Origin of the sequence: Enterobacter cloacae complex sp. P2B (assembly GCF_014895985.1) — a bacterium.
Taxonomy (GTDB): domain Bacteria; phylum Pseudomonadota; class Gammaproteobacteria; order Enterobacterales; family Enterobacteriaceae; genus Enterobacter; species Enterobacter bugandensis.
Map to the genome: position 1 here is coordinate 1 of NZ_JADBQQ010000025.1, position 18,619 is coordinate 18,619.

At 57.1% G+C, this 18,619-nt stretch carries 17 protein-coding genes; 5 read left to right on the top strand and 12 right to left on the bottom strand.

The window, feature by feature from the left end; genetic code table 11:
- Positions 1–134 precede the first annotated feature (134 nt).
- The 5 genes from yqaB (at position 135) to IM313_RS20735 (ending at position 4,241) form a co-directional block, all read left to right on the top strand.
- Positions 135–701, top strand: coding sequence for a fructose-1-phosphate/6-phosphogluconate phosphatase (yqaB, locus tag IM313_RS20715; protein WP_028014186.1), 567 nt, complete (start codon positions 135–137; stop codon positions 699–701).
- The gene (locus IM313_RS20720; protein WP_008499541.1) at positions 698–1,126 is read left to right on the top strand and encodes a YqaA family protein; all 429 of its coding nucleotides are present in this window, start codon (positions 698–700) and stop codon (positions 1,124–1,126) included. Before yqaB ends, IM313_RS20720 begins: the two co-directional genes overlap by 4 nt.
- 83 nt (positions 1,127–1,209) lie before the next feature.
- The gene (gene gshA / locus IM313_RS20725; RefSeq protein WP_041908520.1) at positions 1,210–2,754 is read left to right on the top strand and encodes a glutamate--cysteine ligase; all 1,545 of its coding nucleotides are present in this window, start codon (positions 1,210–1,212) and stop codon (positions 2,752–2,754) included.
- Positions 2,755–2,907: 153 nt separating this feature from the next.
- The gene (gene luxS, locus IM313_RS20730; protein WP_008499539.1) at positions 2,908–3,423 is read left to right on the top strand and encodes an S-ribosylhomocysteine lyase; all 516 of its coding nucleotides are present in this window, start codon (positions 2,908–2,910) and stop codon (positions 3,421–3,423) included.
- A gap of 53 nt (positions 3,424–3,476) precedes the next feature.
- A complete protein-coding gene (locus tag IM313_RS20735; RefSeq protein WP_192971700.1) occupies positions 3,477–4,241 on the top strand; it encodes a helix-turn-helix domain-containing protein in 765 nt (254 codons plus the stop codon).
- On the opposite strand, the gene leuA is transcribed toward IM313_RS20735, so the two are convergent.
- From leuA to nrdH, 12 genes are all read right to left on the bottom strand, one after another.
- Positions 4,228–5,883 (bottom strand): 2-isopropylmalate synthase, encoded by a 1,656-nt coding sequence (gene leuA / locus IM313_RS20740; protein ID WP_192971701.1) that lies wholly within the window; start codon positions 5,881–5,883, stop codon positions 4,228–4,230. The two genes, IM313_RS20735 and leuA, sit on opposite strands and share 14 nt — an antisense overlap.
- A gap of 96 nt (positions 5,884–5,979) precedes the next feature.
- Positions 5,980–7,527, bottom strand: coding sequence for a multidrug efflux MFS transporter permease subunit EmrB (emrB, locus tag IM313_RS20745; RefSeq protein WP_028014182.1), 1,548 nt, complete (start codon positions 7,525–7,527; stop codon positions 5,980–5,982).
- Between the two features lie 16 nt (positions 7,528–7,543).
- Complete coding sequence (gene emrA, locus IM313_RS20750; RefSeq protein ID WP_048998549.1) at positions 7,544–8,716, bottom strand: multidrug efflux MFS transporter periplasmic adaptor subunit EmrA; 1,173 nt, start codon at positions 8,714–8,716, stop codon at positions 7,544–7,546.
- Positions 8,717–8,844: 128 nt separating this feature from the next.
- A complete protein-coding gene (mprA, locus tag IM313_RS20755; RefSeq protein WP_041911975.1) occupies positions 8,845–9,375 on the bottom strand; it encodes a transcriptional repressor MprA in 531 nt (176 codons plus the stop codon).
- A gap of 315 nt (positions 9,376–9,690) precedes the next feature.
- The gene (locus IM313_RS20760) at positions 9,691–10,875 is read right to left on the bottom strand and encodes an MFS transporter (RefSeq protein ID WP_028014180.1); all 1,185 of its coding nucleotides are present in this window, start codon (positions 10,873–10,875) and stop codon (positions 9,691–9,693) included.
- A 179-nt stretch (positions 10,876–11,054) separates the two neighbouring features.
- Positions 11,055–12,050 (bottom strand): glycine betaine/L-proline ABC transporter substrate-binding protein ProX, encoded by a 996-nt coding sequence (gene proX / locus IM313_RS20765; protein WP_045260894.1) that lies wholly within the window; start codon positions 12,048–12,050, stop codon positions 11,055–11,057.
- Between the two features lie 9 nt (positions 12,051–12,059).
- Positions 12,060–13,124, bottom strand: coding sequence for a glycine betaine/L-proline ABC transporter permease ProW (proW, locus tag IM313_RS20770; protein WP_192971702.1), 1,065 nt, complete (start codon positions 13,122–13,124; stop codon positions 12,060–12,062).
- Entirely contained in the window at positions 13,117–14,319 is a 1,203-nt protein-coding gene (gene proV / locus IM313_RS20775; RefSeq protein WP_028014177.1) for a glycine betaine/L-proline ABC transporter ATP-binding protein ProV, read from the bottom strand. Before proV ends, proW begins: the two co-directional genes overlap by 8 nt.
- Positions 14,320–14,652: 333 nt before the next feature.
- Complete coding sequence (gene nrdF, locus IM313_RS20780) at positions 14,653–15,612, bottom strand: class 1b ribonucleoside-diphosphate reductase subunit beta (protein WP_045260892.1); 960 nt, start codon at positions 15,610–15,612, stop codon at positions 14,653–14,655.
- Between the two features lie 9 nt (positions 15,613–15,621).
- Positions 15,622–17,766 carry a class 1b ribonucleoside-diphosphate reductase subunit alpha gene (gene nrdE / locus IM313_RS20785; protein WP_192971703.1) on the bottom strand — a complete coding sequence of 715 codons (2,145 nt, stop codon included), beginning with the start codon at positions 17,764–17,766 and terminating at the stop codon, positions 15,622–15,624.
- Positions 17,739–18,149 carry a class Ib ribonucleoside-diphosphate reductase assembly flavoprotein NrdI gene (gene nrdI, locus IM313_RS20790; RefSeq protein ID WP_192971704.1) on the bottom strand — a complete coding sequence of 137 codons (411 nt, stop codon included), beginning with the start codon at positions 18,147–18,149 and terminating at the stop codon, positions 17,739–17,741. The genes nrdE and nrdI overlap by 28 nt, the downstream gene beginning before the upstream one ends.
- Positions 18,146–18,385, bottom strand: coding sequence for a glutaredoxin-like protein NrdH (gene nrdH / locus IM313_RS20795; protein WP_041908533.1), 240 nt, complete (start codon positions 18,383–18,385; stop codon positions 18,146–18,148). Before nrdH ends, nrdI begins: the two co-directional genes overlap by 4 nt.
- Positions 18,386–18,619: the final 234 nt, after the last annotated feature.

Sequence of the window (18,619 nt, forward strand, 5' to 3'; positions counted from 1 at the left end):
TCCTCCCGGATGCACCATCTTCTCTTCTTTTGTCTATTCCTTCGACGTTCCGTCAGCAATCACACTCTCTGTCAGCGACAAAAACCCCCTTTTACGATAAAGTAATGCTTTGTTAATCGTTTAGCGAGAGCACGATGTACGCACAGTATGACGGTTTGATCTTCGACATGGATGGCACCATCCTGGATACTGAACCCACGCATCGTCAAGCCTGGACCGAGGTCCTTGGCCGCTACGGCATGCGTTTCGACCTTCAGGCGATGATTGCCCTCAACGGATCCCCAACCTGGCGTATTGCGCAGGCCGTGATTGAACTGAATCAGGCCGATCTCGACCCACACCTTCTCGCGCGTGAAAAAACCGATGCGGTAAAAGCCATGCTTTTAGATACCGTACGCCCTCTGCCACTGATTGATGTGGTAAAAGAGTGGCACGGGCGTCGCCCGATGTCTGTCGGGACGGGCAGCGAGAGCGCGATAGCAGAAGCGTTGCTCAACCATCTTGGCCTGCGCCACTATTTTTCTGCCGTGGTGGCCGCCGATCATGTTAAAAATCACAAGCCCGCGCCGGACACCTTCCTGCTTTGCGCAGAATTAATGGGCGTACCGGCGGCAAAATGCGTCGTGTTTGAAGATGCCGACTTCGGTATTCAGGCCGCGCGTGATGCCGGAATGGCGGCGGTGGATGTGCGCTTACTGTGAGTGACGCGCTGTCACTTGCCTCATTATTCGCCAGCAGTTTTCTAAGCGCCACGCTGTTACCGGGAAATTCGGAAGTGGTACTGGTGGCGATGCTGTTGTCCGGCGTGAGTCAGCCCTGGCTGCTTGTATTAATAGCAACAATGGGTAATAGCCTTGGAGGGCTGACTAACGTTATTCTTGGGCGTTTCTTTCCGCTGCGCGAAAAATCGCGCTGGCAGGAAAAGGCAGTCGGCTGGCTAAAACGCTATGGCGCTGCCACGCTGTTATTAAGCTGGATGCCTGTAATAGGCGATTTACTGTGTCTGCTGGCGGGATGGATGCGCATCTCCTGGGGACCGGTGCTCTTTTTTTTGTGCCTTGGCAAGGCGTTGCGCTATGTTCTCGTGGCGTGGGCAACACTACAGGGTATGACGTGGTGGCACTAATTGGTGGAATGAATACGCGACCTTCAATCGTCAACCATTACAATTATGCTGAGTAACATTACTTTGACAGGCGGGAGGTCAATTTGATCCCGGACGTATCTCAGGCGCTGGCCTGGCTGGAAAACCACCCTCAGGCTCTGAAGGGTATTCAGCGTGGTCTTGAGCGTGAAACGCTGCGCGTTAACGCGGACGGTAGCTTAGCGACGACGGGTCACCCGAAGGCGTTAGGCTCGGCGCTGACACATAAATGGATCACAACCGATTTCGCTGAAGCGCTGCTGGAGTTCATTACGCCGGTGGACGGCGATATTGATCATATGCTGACGATCCTGCGCGACATCCATCGCTACACCGCGCGCAATCTCGGCGATGAGCGTATGTGGCCGCTCAGCATGCCGTGCTATATCGAGCAGGGCCAGGAGATTGAGCTGGCGCAGTACGGCACGTCAAACATTGGTCGGTTGAAAACGCTCTATCGCGAAGGTCTTAAAAATCGCTACGGCGCGCTGATGCAGACGATCTCTGGCGTGCACTACAATTTCTCTTTGCCGATGGCGTTCTGGCAGGCGAAGGGGGGAGAAACGGATAAAGAAGCGATCTCCGCCGGTTATTTCCGTCTGATCCGCAACTATTACCGTTTTGGCTGGGTGATTCCGTATCTGTTTGGCGCGTCGCCTGCCATTTGTTCATCGTTCCTGCAGGGGAAACCGACCACGCTGCCGTTCGAAAAAACCGAGTGCGGAATGTACTATCTCCCGTACGCGACTTCTCTGCGCATGAGCGATCTGGGCTATACCAATAAATCGCAAAGCAATCTCGGTATTACGTTTAACGAATTGCACGAATATGTGGCAGGATTGAAGCGGGCGATTAAAACTCCGTCGGAAGAGTACGCGAAAATCGGCCTCGAAAAAGACGGAAAGCGCCTGCAAATCAACAGCAACGTATTGCAGATTGAAAACGAACTGTATGCGCCAATTCGTCCGAAGCGCGTGACGCGCAGCGGTGAAACGCCGTCGGATGCGCTGCAGCGCGGCGGCATTGAATACATTGAAGTGCGCTCGCTGGATATCAACCCGTTCTCACCGATTGGCGTTGACGAGCAGCAGGTTCGCTTCCTGGATCTGTTTATGGTCTGGTGCGCGCTGGCGGATGCGCCGGAAATGAGTTCAGACGAACTGCTTTGTACGCGCACGAACTGGAACCGCGTGATTCTGGAAGGCCGTAAACCGGGTCTGACGCTGGGTATTGGCTGCGAAACAGCGCAGTTCCCGCTGGCTAAGGTAGGTAAGGATCTGTTCCGTGACCTGAAGCGTGTTGCCCGCACCCTGGACAGCATCGACGGCGGCGACGCGTATCAACAGATTTGCGACCAGCTGGTGGAATGCTTTGATAACCCGGAACTGACGTTCTCTGCGCGCATATTGCGCACCATGATCGAGCAGGGGATTGGCGGCACGGGGCGTTCACTCTCAGCGGAGTACCGTGAGATGCTGATGCAGGAGCCGTTAGAGATCCTGAGCGAAGCGGATTTTGTCGCGGAGCGCGACGCGTCCCTGGTGCGTCAGAAAGAGGTTGAAGCGGCGGATACGGAGTCGTTTGAGGCGTTTCTGGCGAAGCAGGCTTAAGCAGAAAAGAAAAAGGCCACATCGCTGTGGCCAAAATATACATCTCTGAATTCAGGGATGATGATAACAAATGCGCGTCTTTCATATACTCAGACGTGCATTCTGTAGAAGAGTTCAGTTTATTTTAAAAAAAATCACTATCGGAGGTGACGTATGCCGTTATTAGATAGCTTTACTGTCGACCATACCCGTATGGAAGCACCTGCAGTCCGCGTGGCGAAGACCATGCACACCCCGCACGGCGACACGATCACCGTCTTCGATCTGCGCTTCTGCGTGCCGAATAAAGAAGTGATGCCGGAGAAAGGCATTCACACCCTGGAACACCTGTTCGCCGGTTTCATGCGTGACCACCTGAACGGCAACGGCGTTGAGATCATCGACATCTCTCCGATGGGCTGCCGTACCGGCTTCTACATGAGCCTGATTGGTCAGCCAGAAGAGAAACGCGTCGCCGATGCGTGGAAAGCGGCGATGGAAGACGTGCTGAAAGTGAAAGAGCAGAACCAGATCCCTGAGCTGAACGTTTACCAGTGCGGCACTTACCAGATGCACTCTCTGGAAGAAGCCCAGGAAATTGCCCGTCACATCATCGAGCGTGACGTTCGCGTAAACAGCAATGAAGAGCTGGCCCTGCCAAAAGAAAAACTGCAGGAGCTGCACATCTAGTATTGTGCCTGTGGATGCCCGGTGGCGCTTCGCTGGCCGGGCCTACAATCCTCATGACGACAACCACCACCTTCTCCTTTACCCATCGCCCACTTGTGCCGTTTTCGCATGATTATGCTCATGGCGATAGCGAGCCGTGGCATGAGCACGACTGCGCGCAGCTGCTGCACAGCCTGACGGGCGTCGTGCGGGTCGATACCGCATCCGGCTGCTGGGTAGTGCCGCCCGGGCGCGGCGTCTGGCTACCGGCGGGGACACAGCACTCGCTTCGCATCACCGGCAACGTTGCAGCCCGCACGCTGTTTATCGATCCGCTGGCGCGAGCCGATCTCCCGGCGACCTGTCAGATCGTGCAGATCTCCCTGCTGCTGCGCGAGCTGATCCTCACCTCCCTGACGCTACCTGAGTCGTACTCGCCGGGAAGCCGTGACGAGCGCGTGTATGAGCTCATTCTGGATGAAATTCGCATCATGCCGGTGCTGCCGTTTCACCTGCCGGAACCGGAAAGTGAAGCGTTACGCCAGCTGTGTCGGCAGGTCCGTCAGTTACCAGGTGAAAGCTGGAGCGGTCAACAGAGCGCGAGCTTGCTCGGCATGAGCGAGCGTACGCTGAACCGCCATTTTCAGCAGCAGACCGGGTTAAGCTACGGCGAGTGGGTGAGGAGGGCGCGCCTGCTGGAAGCCTTAGTGCGGCTGGCGCAGGGCCAGCCGGTGCTGCGCGTGGCGCTGGATCTGGGATACGGCAGCCACAGCGCCTTTACGGCGATGTTCCGCCGGGCGATGGGTATCTCACCCAGCGATTACTTTAAGAACGACTAACCGCGTTAAACAGCGCCTGAAGCGACGCGCGCGCCACGTCGCTGTCAATGCCCACGCCCCAGCTGCTGGTGCCGTCCTGGAACAGGCAGCGGATATAGGCCACCGAGCGGCTGTCGCTGCGTTCGCCCAGCGTATGTTCGTGATAATCCTTAATCACAAACGGCGCGTTGACCCAGCGGCTCAGGCCCTGCGCGGCAGCGGAGAGCAGACCGTTGCCCTGACCCTCCAGCTGGCGCGTTCCCCCCTGCGTGACGACGCTTGCCGTCAGCCGCAGCTGGCCGTCCTGCTGGCCGTCGCTGCGGTAGGATTGCAGCGCCAGCTGCGGGGTCGTTACCAGCCCGTAGCGGGTGCGGAATAGCTGCCACAGCGCGTTCTGCGTCATTTCTTTCCCGTGGCGATCCGTTTCCTGCTGCACGTGCTGGCTAAAATCCTGCTGCAGGGCGCGGGGCAGCTTCAGGCCGTGGTTTTGCTCAATAAGCCAGGCGCTGCCGCTTTTTCCTGACTGGCTGTTCACGCGGATCACCGCTTCGTAGGTGCAGCCGATGTCCTGCGGATCGACGGGCAGATAGGGCATCTCCCAGCGATCGCCAGGCCTGCGGGCATCAAAGCCTTTCTTGATGGCGTCCTGGTGCGAGCCGGAGAAGGCGGTATAGGCCAGCCGTCCTGCCCACGGATGGCGCGGATGGACAGGCAACTGATTGCAGGCCTCTACCGTTTCGACCACCCGATTCATATCGCTAAAGTCCAGATTGGGACTAATGCCCTGGCTGTAGAGGTTCATCGCCAGCGTTACCAGGCAAACGTTGCCCGTGCGTTCGCCGTTGCCAAAAAGGCAGCCCTCTACGCGGTCGGCCCCGGCCATCACCGCCAGCTCCGCGCTGGCGACGCCCGTTCCGCGGTCGTTATGCGGATGCACGCTGATGCAAACGTCGCGGCGGCGGCTGAAGTGGCGGCAGAAATACTCTATCTGATCGGCATAGACGTTCGGCGTACTGACCTCGACGGTAGCGGGTAAGTTGATCACCATTGGCCGTTCATCGCACGGCTGCCAGATCTCCGCCACGGCTTCACAAATCTCCAGCGCAAACTCCGGCTCGGTAAAGCAGAAAGTTTCCGGGGAGTACTCGTACTGCCAGCGGGTTTCAGGGTTCTCTTCAAAAAGCTGGCGGATAAGCCGCGTGGCGCGGGTGGCCAGCTCGACGATCTGCGCTTTCTCCATACCGAACACCAGGCGGCGGAACAGCGGGGCGGTGGCGTTATACAGGTGGACGGTGGCCTGCTTCGCGCCGCGCAGGGATTCAAAAGTACGATAGATGAGATCTTCCCGCGCCTGTGTTAACACCTGAATCGTGACGTCATCCGGAATGCGGTTCTCTTCGATAAGCTGGCGGACAAAGTTGAAGTCGGTCTGCGAGGCGGACGGGAAGGCGACCTCAATCTCTTTAAATCCGCAGCCCAGCAGCAAATCCCAGAACTGCAGCTTGCGCGCGCTGTCCATCGGCTCGGCAAGCGCCTGGTTGCCGTCGCGTAAGTCTGTCGAGAGCCAGCGCGGCGCGCGGGTGATGGTCTGCTCCGGCCAGCGGCGGTCGGGCAATGAAACGGTGGGATAAGGCTGGTATTTGTCGGCAGGTGTGTTCAGCATGATGCGCTCCTGTTGTCTTTTCACTATCGTGAATTGATTTCAGGAGCGCTGCTTTATCGAAACTGACAATCGCTGTCGCGTTCTGGACAACGCGAATTAGTGCGCCCCTCCGCCGCCGCCACCGGCGCCAAACGGCGGTCTGGCAAACCACACCAGCCCCAGCAGGACGATGAAGATCCCCGCCGATATCCAGAAAATCTCGTTTGCTGAGATAATCAGCCCCTGGTTGGTGATCTGCTGGGCAATCCAGCCGGATGCCTGCTGCTCCGTCATCCCCATGCCCTGAAGCTGACTGTACATCTGCTGGGCATTCGGATTGTACGGGTTCACCGCTTCGGTCAGCTGGGCGTGGTGCATCGATTCACGGTTGGTCCACAGGGTGGTGGTGATCGACGTCCCGATGGAACCTGCTAGCGTACGGGTGAAGTTCGACAGGCTTGATGCCGCCGCCAGACGCTCAGGCGGCAGGCCAGAGAGCGTAATGGTGGTCAGCGGCATAAAGAAGCACGCCACCGCAAAGCCCTGAATGAACTGCGGCCACGCCGAGGCGCCAAAGTCCATTCCCGGCTCAAAGGTATACGCGCGCCAGTAGAAGCACACGGCGTACATAATGAAGCTGAACGTCACCAGCCGACGCATATCGAGCTTGTGGGCGAAGCGGCCAATAATCGGCGACAGCAGAACCGGGATCACCCCAACGGGCGCTGAGGCCAGACCCGCCCAGGTCGCGGTATAGCCATACACCTCCTGCAACAGCTGCGGCAGCAGAACAATCGCGCCGAAGTAGAGCATATAGGCGAGGCTGATACACAGGCAGCCGATGGTGAAGTTTCGCGATTTGAAGAGCGAGAGATCGACAATCGGGTTGTCGTCCGTCAGCTCCCAGACAATCAGGAAGCTTATCGACACCACCGCGACAATGGTCAGGATGATGATCTCCTGCGAGTTGAACCAGTCGAGCTCTTTACCGCGGTCGAGCATGATCTGCAGACTGCCGATACCCAGGATCAGCAGCGCCAGCCCGATGCTGTCGATACGGCGCTGTTCGGTGCGCGTCTCTCGTCCCCGTAGCGACTGCAGCGTCATCAATACCACGACGGCGCCAATCGGTACGTTGATAAAGAAGATCCAGCCCCAGTGGTAGTTATCGCTGATGTACCCGCCCAGAATCGGTCCGCAGATAGGCGCGACGATAACGGTCATTGACCATAGCGCCAGCGCGACCGAACGTTTTGCTGGGGGGTAGTTGCTCAGCAGCAAACTCTGCGACAGCGGGATCAGCGGCCCGGCGACAATCCCCTGAATGACGCGGAAGAAAATCAGCATCGTCAGGCTGCTGGACATGCCGCACGCCCAGGAGGCAAGAACAAACGCTACCGTGGACCAGAGGAACAGCTTCACCTCACCGACGCGCTTCGCCAGCCAGCCGGTGATAGGGATGGAGATGGCGTTTGCCACCCCAAACGAAGTAATGACCCAGGTCCCCTGGCTCAGCGACGAGCCAAGGTTGCCGGCGATGGTTGGGATCGCCACGTTTGCGATGGTGGAGTCCAGCACCTGCATGAATGTCGCCAGCGACAGCGCAATGGTCATAATGACCAGCTGCGCGCCTTCCAGCGGTTTTTGCGGCTTTTGCTGTTGCATAACGCTCACCTTCGGATTAACCGGCGTTTGCCTTCACGATGTCATCGATCAGTTTGTTGACCGGATCGAGGCTAATTTCACGGGCGTTACTTTCATAAACCGGGCTGCTACGCACCTGGCTTGCCAGGATCTGACCGTCGCGGTTGGCGGTATCGACCGTCACAAGCGTGGAGAGGCCGATACGCAGCGGGTGATCCGCCAGCTGTTTGGCATCCAGCTCGATACGCACGGGCAGACGCTGAACCACTTTAATCCAGTTACCGGTGGCGTTTTGCGCAGGCAGCAGGGAGAAAGCGCTGCCGGTCCCCATATCCAGACCCACCACTTTCCCGGTGTACTTCACGTCATCGCCGTAGATGTCGCTGACGACCGTCGCGGTCTGGCCGATACGCATATGGGCGAGCTGCGTCTCTTTAAAGTTGGCGTCTACCCACAGGTTGTCTGCCGGCACGACCGCCATCAGCGGCGTGGTCGGGCTAATCTGCGCCCCTGGCTGGACGGAACGGCGGGAGACGTAGCCGGTCATCGGACTGACGATTTTGGTACGCTGCAGGGCAAGCCATGCGTTGCGTACTTCAGTCGCCGCCTGTTGTACGGCGGGCTGGTTTTCGAGGCTGGTGCCGAGCACCATCGCCTGGTTGGCGTTGTACTGTTGAATCGCCACGTCCAGCTGTGCCTGGGCACTGGCAACCGCGTCGCGCGCGTGCTGCAGCTCTTCACGGCCAATCAGGTTAGCGGTGCCGAGCGGTACACGGCGGTTCAGGTCGCTCTGCGCCTGCGCAAGTGCGGTTTTCTGCACGTCGATGTTGGCCTGCAGCTGTTTACTGTTGATCATCAGCTGGCGGGTCTGACGGACGCTGGAGGCCAGCGCGGTCTTGGCTTTCTCAAAGGCCTGCTGGGCGTCGGTTGGATCGAGGGTCACCAACACATCGCCTTTTTGCACAAAGTCGGTATTGTCAGCCCAGACTTTCGTCACGCTGCCCGACACCTGCGCCATAATCTGTACCTGGTTCCCTGCCACGTATGCGTCGTCAGTCTCTTCTGCATGACGCAATACTAAAAACCAATAGATCCCATATGCCACGGCAATAATAATAAAGAGCAAGGTCAACAGAAGAAGGGCACTTTTACGTTTGCCTTTCTTATTGGCCGGTTGCTGCGGGGTAGTGCTCTCCGCATTTGCGCTCATTGTTGTTCTCCACGATCTTCTTATTTTCACATCGGCTAAGCCGACCTGTTGTCAGAAAGGCCAGCAGTGTGACGTGCTGGCCTGTCGGTTTTCTTATATAAATCTGGATTGTTGAGCGTGTCGTCGCGTTAGCGCAGCGCCTCAAGAACAGCGCCTTCTTCATCCATCTGGTCCAGACGGGTGAGCAGCTTGCGAGTGATGTGCTCAAGCTGGTCGCGCTCGGAAGTACTGAGGGCAGACCAGAGTTTGTGCAGGCAATTGTGCTGAGGTGGCAGCACCTCACGCAGGAACTGGTGACCTTTATCGGTCAATTGCAGATGCAGGCAGCGGCGATCGTTATCGCTTTCACGGCGCTCAATCCAGCCGCGCTTTTCCAGCTCATCGGCAATACGGGTCGCATTGGTACGGGACGATCCCAGCGCGCAGCTCAGCTCAGAAGGCTGAATGCTATGGTTTTCCTGAGACTCCAGCGTAATCAACGCCATAAACAACGTCTCGTTAATCCCTTGAGCTTTCAGCATTTTATTACGATTTTCCAGTAGCTTACCCTGCATGTGCATGCACAGGCGGGTCAGCAGGATTTCCTGATACGGGAAGTCCTCATGACGACTGGCGCGGAATTTAAGCATTTGTTCAATGGGCGTAAACGAACTATCCATTTTGGGCATAACCTCATTAATTACAGCCGATATAGTAACGATGGTGACAAATAATGTAAATGAATTATTTGTGCGGTTATATCCGCCAAACGAATGCCACCATCAAAGAGCGCCGGGTAAGTCCGTGACCCGGTGAGCACAGAAAGCGTAGGGTATAAACCCGCTGAAGAGAGGATGTGGGGACGGGGGTCTGAACTATTCATGCCAATTGTAGATATGTCACCCACATTAAAATTTCTGGGATAAATGATTACGTTTACATTAACAGACTGCCGGGCCCCTTTACACCCTAAGAGGCCCAAAGCAATGTAAAACTTAATGAATTGCTTCCTGACGATGATAGCCGCGCCACCATACAACCAGGTTAAGCGCGGCGACGAGTGCCCCTATCCCGCACACACCTGACCAGCCGGCATGCTGCCACGCCGACGCTGATATTAACGAACCCGCCGCACCACCAATGAAGTAGCTGGTCATGTATCCGGCCGTGAGGCGGTTACGCGCCTCGGGCTTCACGCGGTAAATCACGGTCTGGTTGGTGATGTGCACACCCTGTACGGTGAGATCGAGCACCAGAATACCGACGATCAGCGCCAGCACCGAGACGTGCCCATACCAGATGGCCGCCCAGGAGAGCAGGAGCAAAATCAGTCCGGCTGTCGTGGTCATGTGCGATTTGCCTTTATCAGCCAGCCCGCCTGCCGGGCGAGCGCCCAGTGCACCGGCGGCACCGGCCAGACCGAACAGACCAATCACCCCTTCGGAATAATTGAACGGCGGTGCTGCCAGCAGAAATGCCATCGACGTCCAGAGAATGCTGAAGTTGGCGAAGGTTAAACACCCCAGCAGAGCGCGGGTGCGCAGCAGTTTATCCTGCGTGAACAGGCTAAACACGGAGGCCAGAAGCTGCGGGTAATTCAGGTGGTTCTCCTGCTTCACCTTCGGCAGCCCGCGCCACAGCGCCAGCGCCATCACCACCATCAATACGCTCGCCACCCAGTAAACGGTGCGCCAGCCGCCGAGGCTTGCCAGCAGCCCGGCAACGGTTCGCGCCAGCAGAATGCCCAGCAGCAGGCCGCTCATGATAGTGCCGACCACTTTGCCGCGTTTTTCCGGCGAGGCGAGCGTTGCGGCGAGAGGCACCAGGATTTGCGCGACGACGGAGAAAAGCCCCGTTAGCGCGGTACCGACGATCATCATCGTCAGCGACTGGCTGCTGGCGGTGATCAGCATGCCGCCTGCCGCCAGAAGCGTCATAGAGACGATAAGCATCCGGCGCTCAAACATATCGCCCAATGGCACCAGGAATAGCAGCCCTGCCGCATAGCCGAGCTGCGCAGCGGTGACGATAAAGCCGGCGGAGCTGGCTGAAAGATCGAAGGCGCGCGCGATAGTATCAAGCAGAGGTTGTGCGTAATAGTTGCTGGCGACTGCCAGACCCGTTGCCACGGACATTAAAAGGATGAGTGCGGGGCTAAGCCCCTGAGATGTTTTTGTCATTAGTTTCAGGAATCGTGAGTTAAGTGATTATTTTTCCGGAAACCATAATAGCTAATGATTGAGATTGTTGGGGGATTGTTATGTGTGTGTTTGTGCGGTTAATCCCCTCACCCCGGACCGTTACCCCTCTCCCCAGAGGGGTAACGGTCCGGGGTGAGGGGTAAGGTTGTGTTGTGTTTTTACTTCTGCGCCGCAAGCGCCTCTTTCACCCAGCCATCAAACTGCTGCTGGTGGGCTTTGATCCAGCCATCCACGTGGCCTTTAACATCCGCCTCAGAGGATTTGCCCGCGTGCATCATCGCATTCTGGGCGTTGATGTCCGCCAGCGGCAGCTTCATCACCGAGAACAGCTTCGCCGCAGCCGGGTTTTTCTCCGCCCAGGCTTTGTTCGCCACGATGTGCATAGTGTTCACCGGGAAGCCATAGTTCATGCCGTTCGGCAGTTTGGTGTCGATATCTTTCTGCTCGCCCGGCAGGGAGGAGAAGGGCACCTGTAACCACACCACGTCTTTGCCCGGCTTCAGCACGTCGCTCACCCAGTACGGCGTCCAGGTGTAGTAGATCACCGGCTTGCCTTCCTTAAAGCGGGCAATGGTGTCGGCCATCATCGCGGAGTAGTTGCCGTGGCTCACGTCGACGGTTTTCGCCAGATCGAACGCTTTGTTCTGGTGGTTAATCACCGCTTCGCAGCCCCAGCCCGGCGAGCAGCCCATCATGTCGGCCTTGCCGTCACCGTTGGTGTCGAACAGTCTGGCGATCTTCGGATCTTTCAGCTGCTCAATATTGGTGATGTGGTACTTATCAGCGGTTTTCTTGTCGATCAGATAACCCTGCGCCGCGCCGGTCACGAAGGTGCCTTCGCGATAGAATTTCTTATCGCCACCTGCGGCGGCATACATGTCGTCGTGCAGCGGCTGCCAGTTCACGGCGGTAAAGGTGGCATCACCGGAGGCAATCGAGGTGTAGCCCACGTTGTAATCCACTTCGCTCGGCGTGTTGACCGTATAGCCCAGCTTCTCCAGCGCGCGGCTGACGATCAGGGTCTGGAAGCTCTCTTCCGAAATGGTGCTCTGCACCGGCTGCACGGTAATGCCTTTGCCCGGCAGGTCAGCGGCAAACGCGCTGGTGGAGACAAGGGTGGCAAACGCTGTGGCAAAAAGTACGTTATGTCGCATCGTTGTTCCTTATTTTGTAAAGGGGCGGGTGAGTAACCCGACAGGGCCGGTGGTGTACCAGCGACGGTTGCCGCGACTGCGTGAATCACGACCGACAGCCTGGGTCAGGCGGTCAAGGATAATGGCGAGGATCACAATCCCGACGCCGCCGACGGTCGCCAGCCCCATGTCGAGACGGCCAATACCGCGCAGCACCATCTGGCCGAGACCGCCAACGGCGATCATCGAGGCGATCACCACCATGGACAGCGCCAGCATCAGCGTCTGGTTAACGCCCGCCATAATGGTCGGCATCGCCAGCGGAAGCTGAACCTTAAACAGCATCTGACGCGGGCTGGCGCCGAACGAGCGCGAGGCCTCAATCAGATCCGCCGGCACCTGGTTAATCCCCAGGATCGTCAGGCGAATAATCGGCGGCAGGGCGAAGATAATGGTCACCACCACGCCCGGCACGTTACCGATGCCGAACAGCATCACGATAGGCACCAGATAGACGAACGCCGGGGTGGTCTGCATCGCATCCAGCAGGGGACGAATAATCTTCGCCGCCCGCGGGCTGCGCGCCAGCCAGATCCCCATCGGCAGGCCGATGACAATGCAGAAGAGCAGGGCGGTCAGCACCAGCGCCAGGGTAATCATCGCCTGAGACCACGCGCCAATCGCGCCGATGGCAATCAGGGAGATCAGCGTGGCGACGCCCATACCCGCGCTACCGAACTGCCATGCGATCAGCGAGAACAGGATAATCGCCACGGGCGCAGGCATGCCCAGCATCAGCTGCTGGAAGCCGTTCAGGATGTAATCCACCGGGATGCGGATCCCCTGGAACACCGGGCGGAAATGGGTAACGACCCAGTCGATCCCCTCTGTCACCCAGCTGTCCAGCGGGATCAGCGTCTTGTGGAACGGATCCATAATATTGAAATGCTCTGGCGCAGGCGCGGGTGCGCTGTTGAGCCAGTCCGCCGCGCCGCCGCCGTCGGCAGGTGTGGGCGTGGAACCCCACGCATCGGCAGATTGCGCCGCGCTGTCCGCAGCTTCAGTGGTACCCCATGGGTTTGATTGATCAGCCATTGTTTGCCCCCTCGCGATCTAAAGCCTGTAGCAGCATCCGTTTTGAGATGATGCCAACGTACTGTTGTTCTTCACCGACAACCGGCACGGCGCAAGGCGCCTGACCCACGTGAGAGAGCAACTCGCTAAGCGGCGTTTCGGCATCCACGGCAAGCGGAGCGTCAATCAACGCCGCATCGATTCCCTGGTTTTCGCTCAGGGCGTTTTTCAGAGAGTCGATGGAGACAACGCCGACAAATTTATTGCCGCGTTCAACCAGATAGCCGTATTCACGGTCTTCATCCTGCAACAGCTTCAGCGCGGAGCGCGGGCCGAAGCCTGGCGTTTTTCGAATAATGCCGTTTGGCGTTCGGCGGGCAATATCTTTCGCGCTAAATACCTGGCTAATATCCACGCCGCGGAAGAAGGTGCGCACGTAATCATTCGCCGGATTATTCAGAATTTCATCCGGCGTGCCGACCTGCACCACTTCGCCATTTTGCATAATGGCAATGCGGTCGCCAATACGCATGGCTTCATCGAGATCGTGAGAAATAAAGACAATGGTGCGCTGGTGTTTGGCCTGTAATTTTACCAGCTCATCCTGCATCTCGGTGCGAATTAAAGGATCGAGGGCGGAGAAGGCTTCATCCATTAATAATATGTCTGGATTAATGGCTAACGCGCGGGCTAATCCAACGCGCTGACGCATCCCGCCCGAAAGCTCGTCCGGGTAGGCATGAGCGTAATTTTCCAGCCCAACCTGACGCAAAGCATCCAGGGCTTTTTCCTGACGTTCCTGAGCGGGCGTGCCGGCTAATTCCATACCGAAGGCGGTATTATCGAGCACCGTCATATGCGGCATCAGCGCGAATGACTGAAACACCATTGCGATCTTCTTTCTGCGCACCTCGCGGAGTTCTGCGTCTGAGATTCTGGCGATATCCACGCCGTCAATCAGCACCTGTCCGCGGGTGGGTTCAATCAGGCGATTGAGAAGGCGAACCATAGTGGATTTACCCGAACCGGATAACCCCATGATGACAAAAATCTCGCCTTCTTCAATGGCCAGACTGGCGTCTTTAACGCCAAGCGACAGCCCGGTTTTTTCCAGAATTTGCTCTTTCGAAAGGCCTTTCTCAATATATTTGAATGCGCGCTGCGGGTGCTCGCCAAATATTTTATAAAGATTTTTCACTTCTAATTTAATTGCCATGCAATAGAGAGTGTCCTGTTATTTGTTTATGTCGATATGATTACCATGGTAAATTGTTAACGGGCATAACCCTAACATACTGAGAATCTGAGACAACCCTGAGTTGGCCTGACGCCGGAATTTTGATGCAAGCGAAACGGCTGAATTTCCCATGAATAAAGGGCTGAGGACGGTTTGAATTTTTCTCAATTTTTTTGCTGCTGCGTCGGGAAATTCGCCTGAATCGGTGTGATTCAGGCGAATATGACGGGGAAATTACAGTGTAGTGCCTGGTGAAATAGTGGTGTGGAAATAATGAGATTTATATTTAATTAATGAACGTTAATTCATACATTAAAAATCCCAGTCCTCATCTTCTGTCTCCACCGCTTTACCCATCACGTACGACGATCCGGACCCGGAGAAGAAATCGTGGTTTTCGTCCGCATTGGGCGACAGCGCCGCGAGGATTGCCGGGTTTACCTCCGCCATCTCCGGCGGGAAAAGCGCGTCGTAGCCCAGGTTCATCAGCGCTTTGTTCGCGTTGTAGCAGAGAAACGCCTTCACGTCCTCTTCCCAGCCCGTTCCGGCGTACAGCTCTTCGGTATAGCTCAACTCGTTGTCATACAGATCCATCAGCAAATCGAGGGCGAAACCTTTGAGTTCCTCGCGTTTTTCCGGGCTGACTTTCTCCAGCCCTTTCTGATACTTATAACCGATGTAATACCCGTGCACCGCCTCGTCACGGATAATGAGGCGAATCAAATCGGCGGTGTTGGTGAGCTTGCCCCGGCTCGACCAGTACATGGGCAGCCAGAAGCCGGAATAGAAGAGGAAGGATTCCAGGAACACGCTGGCGATCTTCTTCTTCAGCGGCTCGTCGGCGCGGTAATACTCCAGCACCAGCTCCGCCTTTCGCTGCAATGACGCGCTCTCTTCGCTCCAGGCGTAGGCCGCATCCACGTCTTTGGTCTGGCACAGCGTCGAGAAAATCGAGCTGTAGGAGCGGGCGTGCACCGCCTCCATAAAGCTGATGTTCGACATCACCGCCTCTTCGTGCGGCGTCAGCGCGTCGCTCATCAATGCGGGGGCACCGACGGTATTCTGAATGGTGTCCAGCAGCGTCAGGCCGGTAAAGACGCGGATCGTCAGCTGCTGTTCGGCGTGGCTCAGCGTCTGCCAGGCTGGAATATCATTGGAGAGCGGCACCTTTTCCGGCAGCCAGAAGTTGCTGGTCAGGCGGTTCCACACCTCCAGGTCTTTATCGTCTTGAATCTTGTTCCAGTTAACGGCACTCACGCGTGACAGTTTCATCCTTTCTCCTTACAGCGCGCAGGACACGCAGCCTTCAATTTCGGTGCCTTCCAGCGCAAGCTGGCGCAGGCGAATGTAGTACAGCGTTTTGATGCCTTTCTTCCAGGCGTAAATCTGCGCTTTGTTGATATCCCGCGTGGTGGCGGTGTCCGGGAAGAAGAGCGTCAGCGACAGCCCCTGGTCCACGTGCTTCGTGGCCTCGGCGTAGGTATCAATGATTTTCTCCGGGCCGATCTCGTACGCGTCCTGGTACAGCGCCAGGTTCTCATTGGTCATAAACGGGGCAGGGTAGTAGACGCGTCCGGTTTTGCCTTCCTTACGAATCTCAATCTTCGACACGATCGGGTGAATGCTCGACGTGGCGTGGTTGATGTAGGAAATCGAACCGGTCGGCGGTACCGCCTGCAGGTTCTGGTTATAAATGCCGTAGCGCATCACGTCGTCGCGCAGCTGCTGCCACATCTCGCGCGTCGGCAGGGTAATGCCGGCGCGGTCAAACAGCGCGCGCACTTTTTCGGTTTTCGGCTGCCAGTCGCCTTCCAGATACTGGCTGAAATACGCCCCGCTGGCGTAGCGCGACTGCTCAAAGCCTGCGAACCGCTGGTTGCGCTCGCGCGCCAGCATCATTGAGGTATGCAGCGCATGCCAGGTGACGGTGTAGAAATAGAGATTCGTGAAATCCAGCCCTTCCGGGCTGCCGTAGGCGATGCCTTCCCTTGCCAGATAGCCGTGCAGGTTCATCTGCCCCAGGCCGATGGCGTGCGACGCGGCGTTGCCCACCTCAATGGACGGCACGCTGCGGATGTGGCTCATGTCCGATACCGCCGTCAGCCCGCGAACGGCAGTTTCCACCGTGCGGCCAAAATCCGGCGAATCCATGGTGTGGGCAATATTCAGCGACCCGAGGTTGCAGGAGATATCTTTGCCGATCTCCGCGTAGTCCAGGTTTTCGTCGTAAGCGGAGGCGCTGTTGACCTGCAAAATTTCCGAGCACAGGTTGCTCATGTTGATGCGCCCGGCAATCGGATTGGCGCGGTTTACCGTATCCTCGTACATGATGTACGGATAGCCGGATTCAAACTGAATTTCCGCAAGCGTCTGGAAGAAATCGCGGGCGTTGATGTATTTTTTGCGGATGCGATCGTCTGCAACCAGCTCGTCATAAAGCTCGCTTATCGCCACGTCGCCAAACGCTTTGCCGTAGATCCGCTCCACGTCGTACGGCGAGAAGAGCGCCATATCGGCATTCTCTTTGGCCAGCTTAAACGTGATATCCGGGATCGTCACGCCGAGCGACAGGGTTTTGATGCGGATTTTTTCGTCGGCGTTTTCACGTTTGGTATCGAGAAAACGCAGGATGTCCGGGTGGTGCGCGTGCAGGTAAACCGCCCCCGCCCCCTGGCGCGCGCCAAGCTGGTTGGCGTAGGAAAACGCATCTTCCAGCATCTTCATCACCGGGATGACGCCCGAGGACTGGTTTTCGATGCGCTTGATCGGCGCGCCCGCCTCCCGCAGGTTCGAGAGCAGAAACGCCACGCCGCCGCCGCGTTTGGAAAGCTGCAGCGCCGAATTCACCGCACGGCCAATCGACTCCATATTGTCTTCGATGCGCAGCAGGAAGCAGGAGACCAGCTCGCCGCGCTGGGCCTTGCCGCAGTTGAGGAAGGTGGGCGTAGCGGGCTGGAAGCGGCCGGAGAGGATCTCCTCCGTCAGCCGTTCAGCCAGCGCTTCATCGCCCTGGGCCAGCGTCAGGGCCACCATCACGGTGCGATCTTCAAAGCTTTCCAGGTAGCGTTTGCCGTCGAAGGTTTTCAGGGTGTAGCTGGTGTAATACTTCCATGCGCCAAGAAAGGTCTGGAAGCGAAAACCGCTGGCGTGCGCACGTTCAAACAGTCTTACCACGAAGGGACGATCGTAGCGGGCCAGGACGCGCTCCTCGTAGTAGCCCTCGTTAACCAGATAGTCGAGACGTTCATTCTGGCTTGCAAACGTCATGCTGTTGGGCCGCACGTGGGCGGCGAAAAAAGCCTCTACCGCCTCGCGATCTTTGCCAAACTGAATGCGCCCCTCCCGGTCATAGAGGTTAAGCATCGCGTTTAATGCGTGGTAGTCCGGCGTCGCCTGAATTACCCGTTCTGCGGTTGTCGTTGCCAAAATTCGTTCACTCCTTTACGCACGTTTTCTACGTCCTGCTGTGTCCCCATCAGTTCAAAACGATAGAGATACGGCACGCCGCATTTTTGAGAGATGACATCCCCGGCGCGGCCAAAGGCATCGCCAAAATTACGATTGCCCGCCGCGATCACGCCCCGAATCAGTACCCGGTTATGAGGATCGTTCAGAAAGCGGATCACCTGGCGGGGTACTGCTCCTGCCGTACCGCCGCCGCCATAGCTGGGCACCACCAGAATGTAAGGTTCGTCTACCTGAATGCGCTCCCGCTCGTTGAGCGGAATACGCACCGCAGACAGCCCGAGGCGCTCAATAAAGCGGAGCGTGTTTTCTGAGCTGCTGGAGAAGAAGACCAGCCCACTCATGCACGCGTGGCCTGAGCGCTCAGGCGGTTAATCATGTCCGGGCGAAAGCCAGACCAGCTGGTATCACCGGCAACCACCACCGGAAGCTGACGAAATCCCTGTTCGCGCAGGGTATCCGCGGCATCGGGCACCAGGTCGATATTTACCATCTCAAACGCCACGCCTCGGCTCTCCATCGCCCGTTTGGTGGCGTGGCACTGAACACAATCGTTACGAGTGTAAATAATAATGCTCATGATTCGTATTTCCATTTAGAATGAGAAAACGGCGCGAGTTAACGCGTCATAGAGTGTGTGTCTTTCTAAAGAGAATACTAGATGTAGTTGATAAAAGATTCAACCATACAAGATATGGGAAATTCAGATTAATATTGCCCTGGTGATGAGCACAGCGGGGCAGGGCGGGCTGTACGGGTTTTTCAGGCTTACAGGCATAAAAAAGCCCCGGCGCCTGAGGCTACCGGGGTTGTG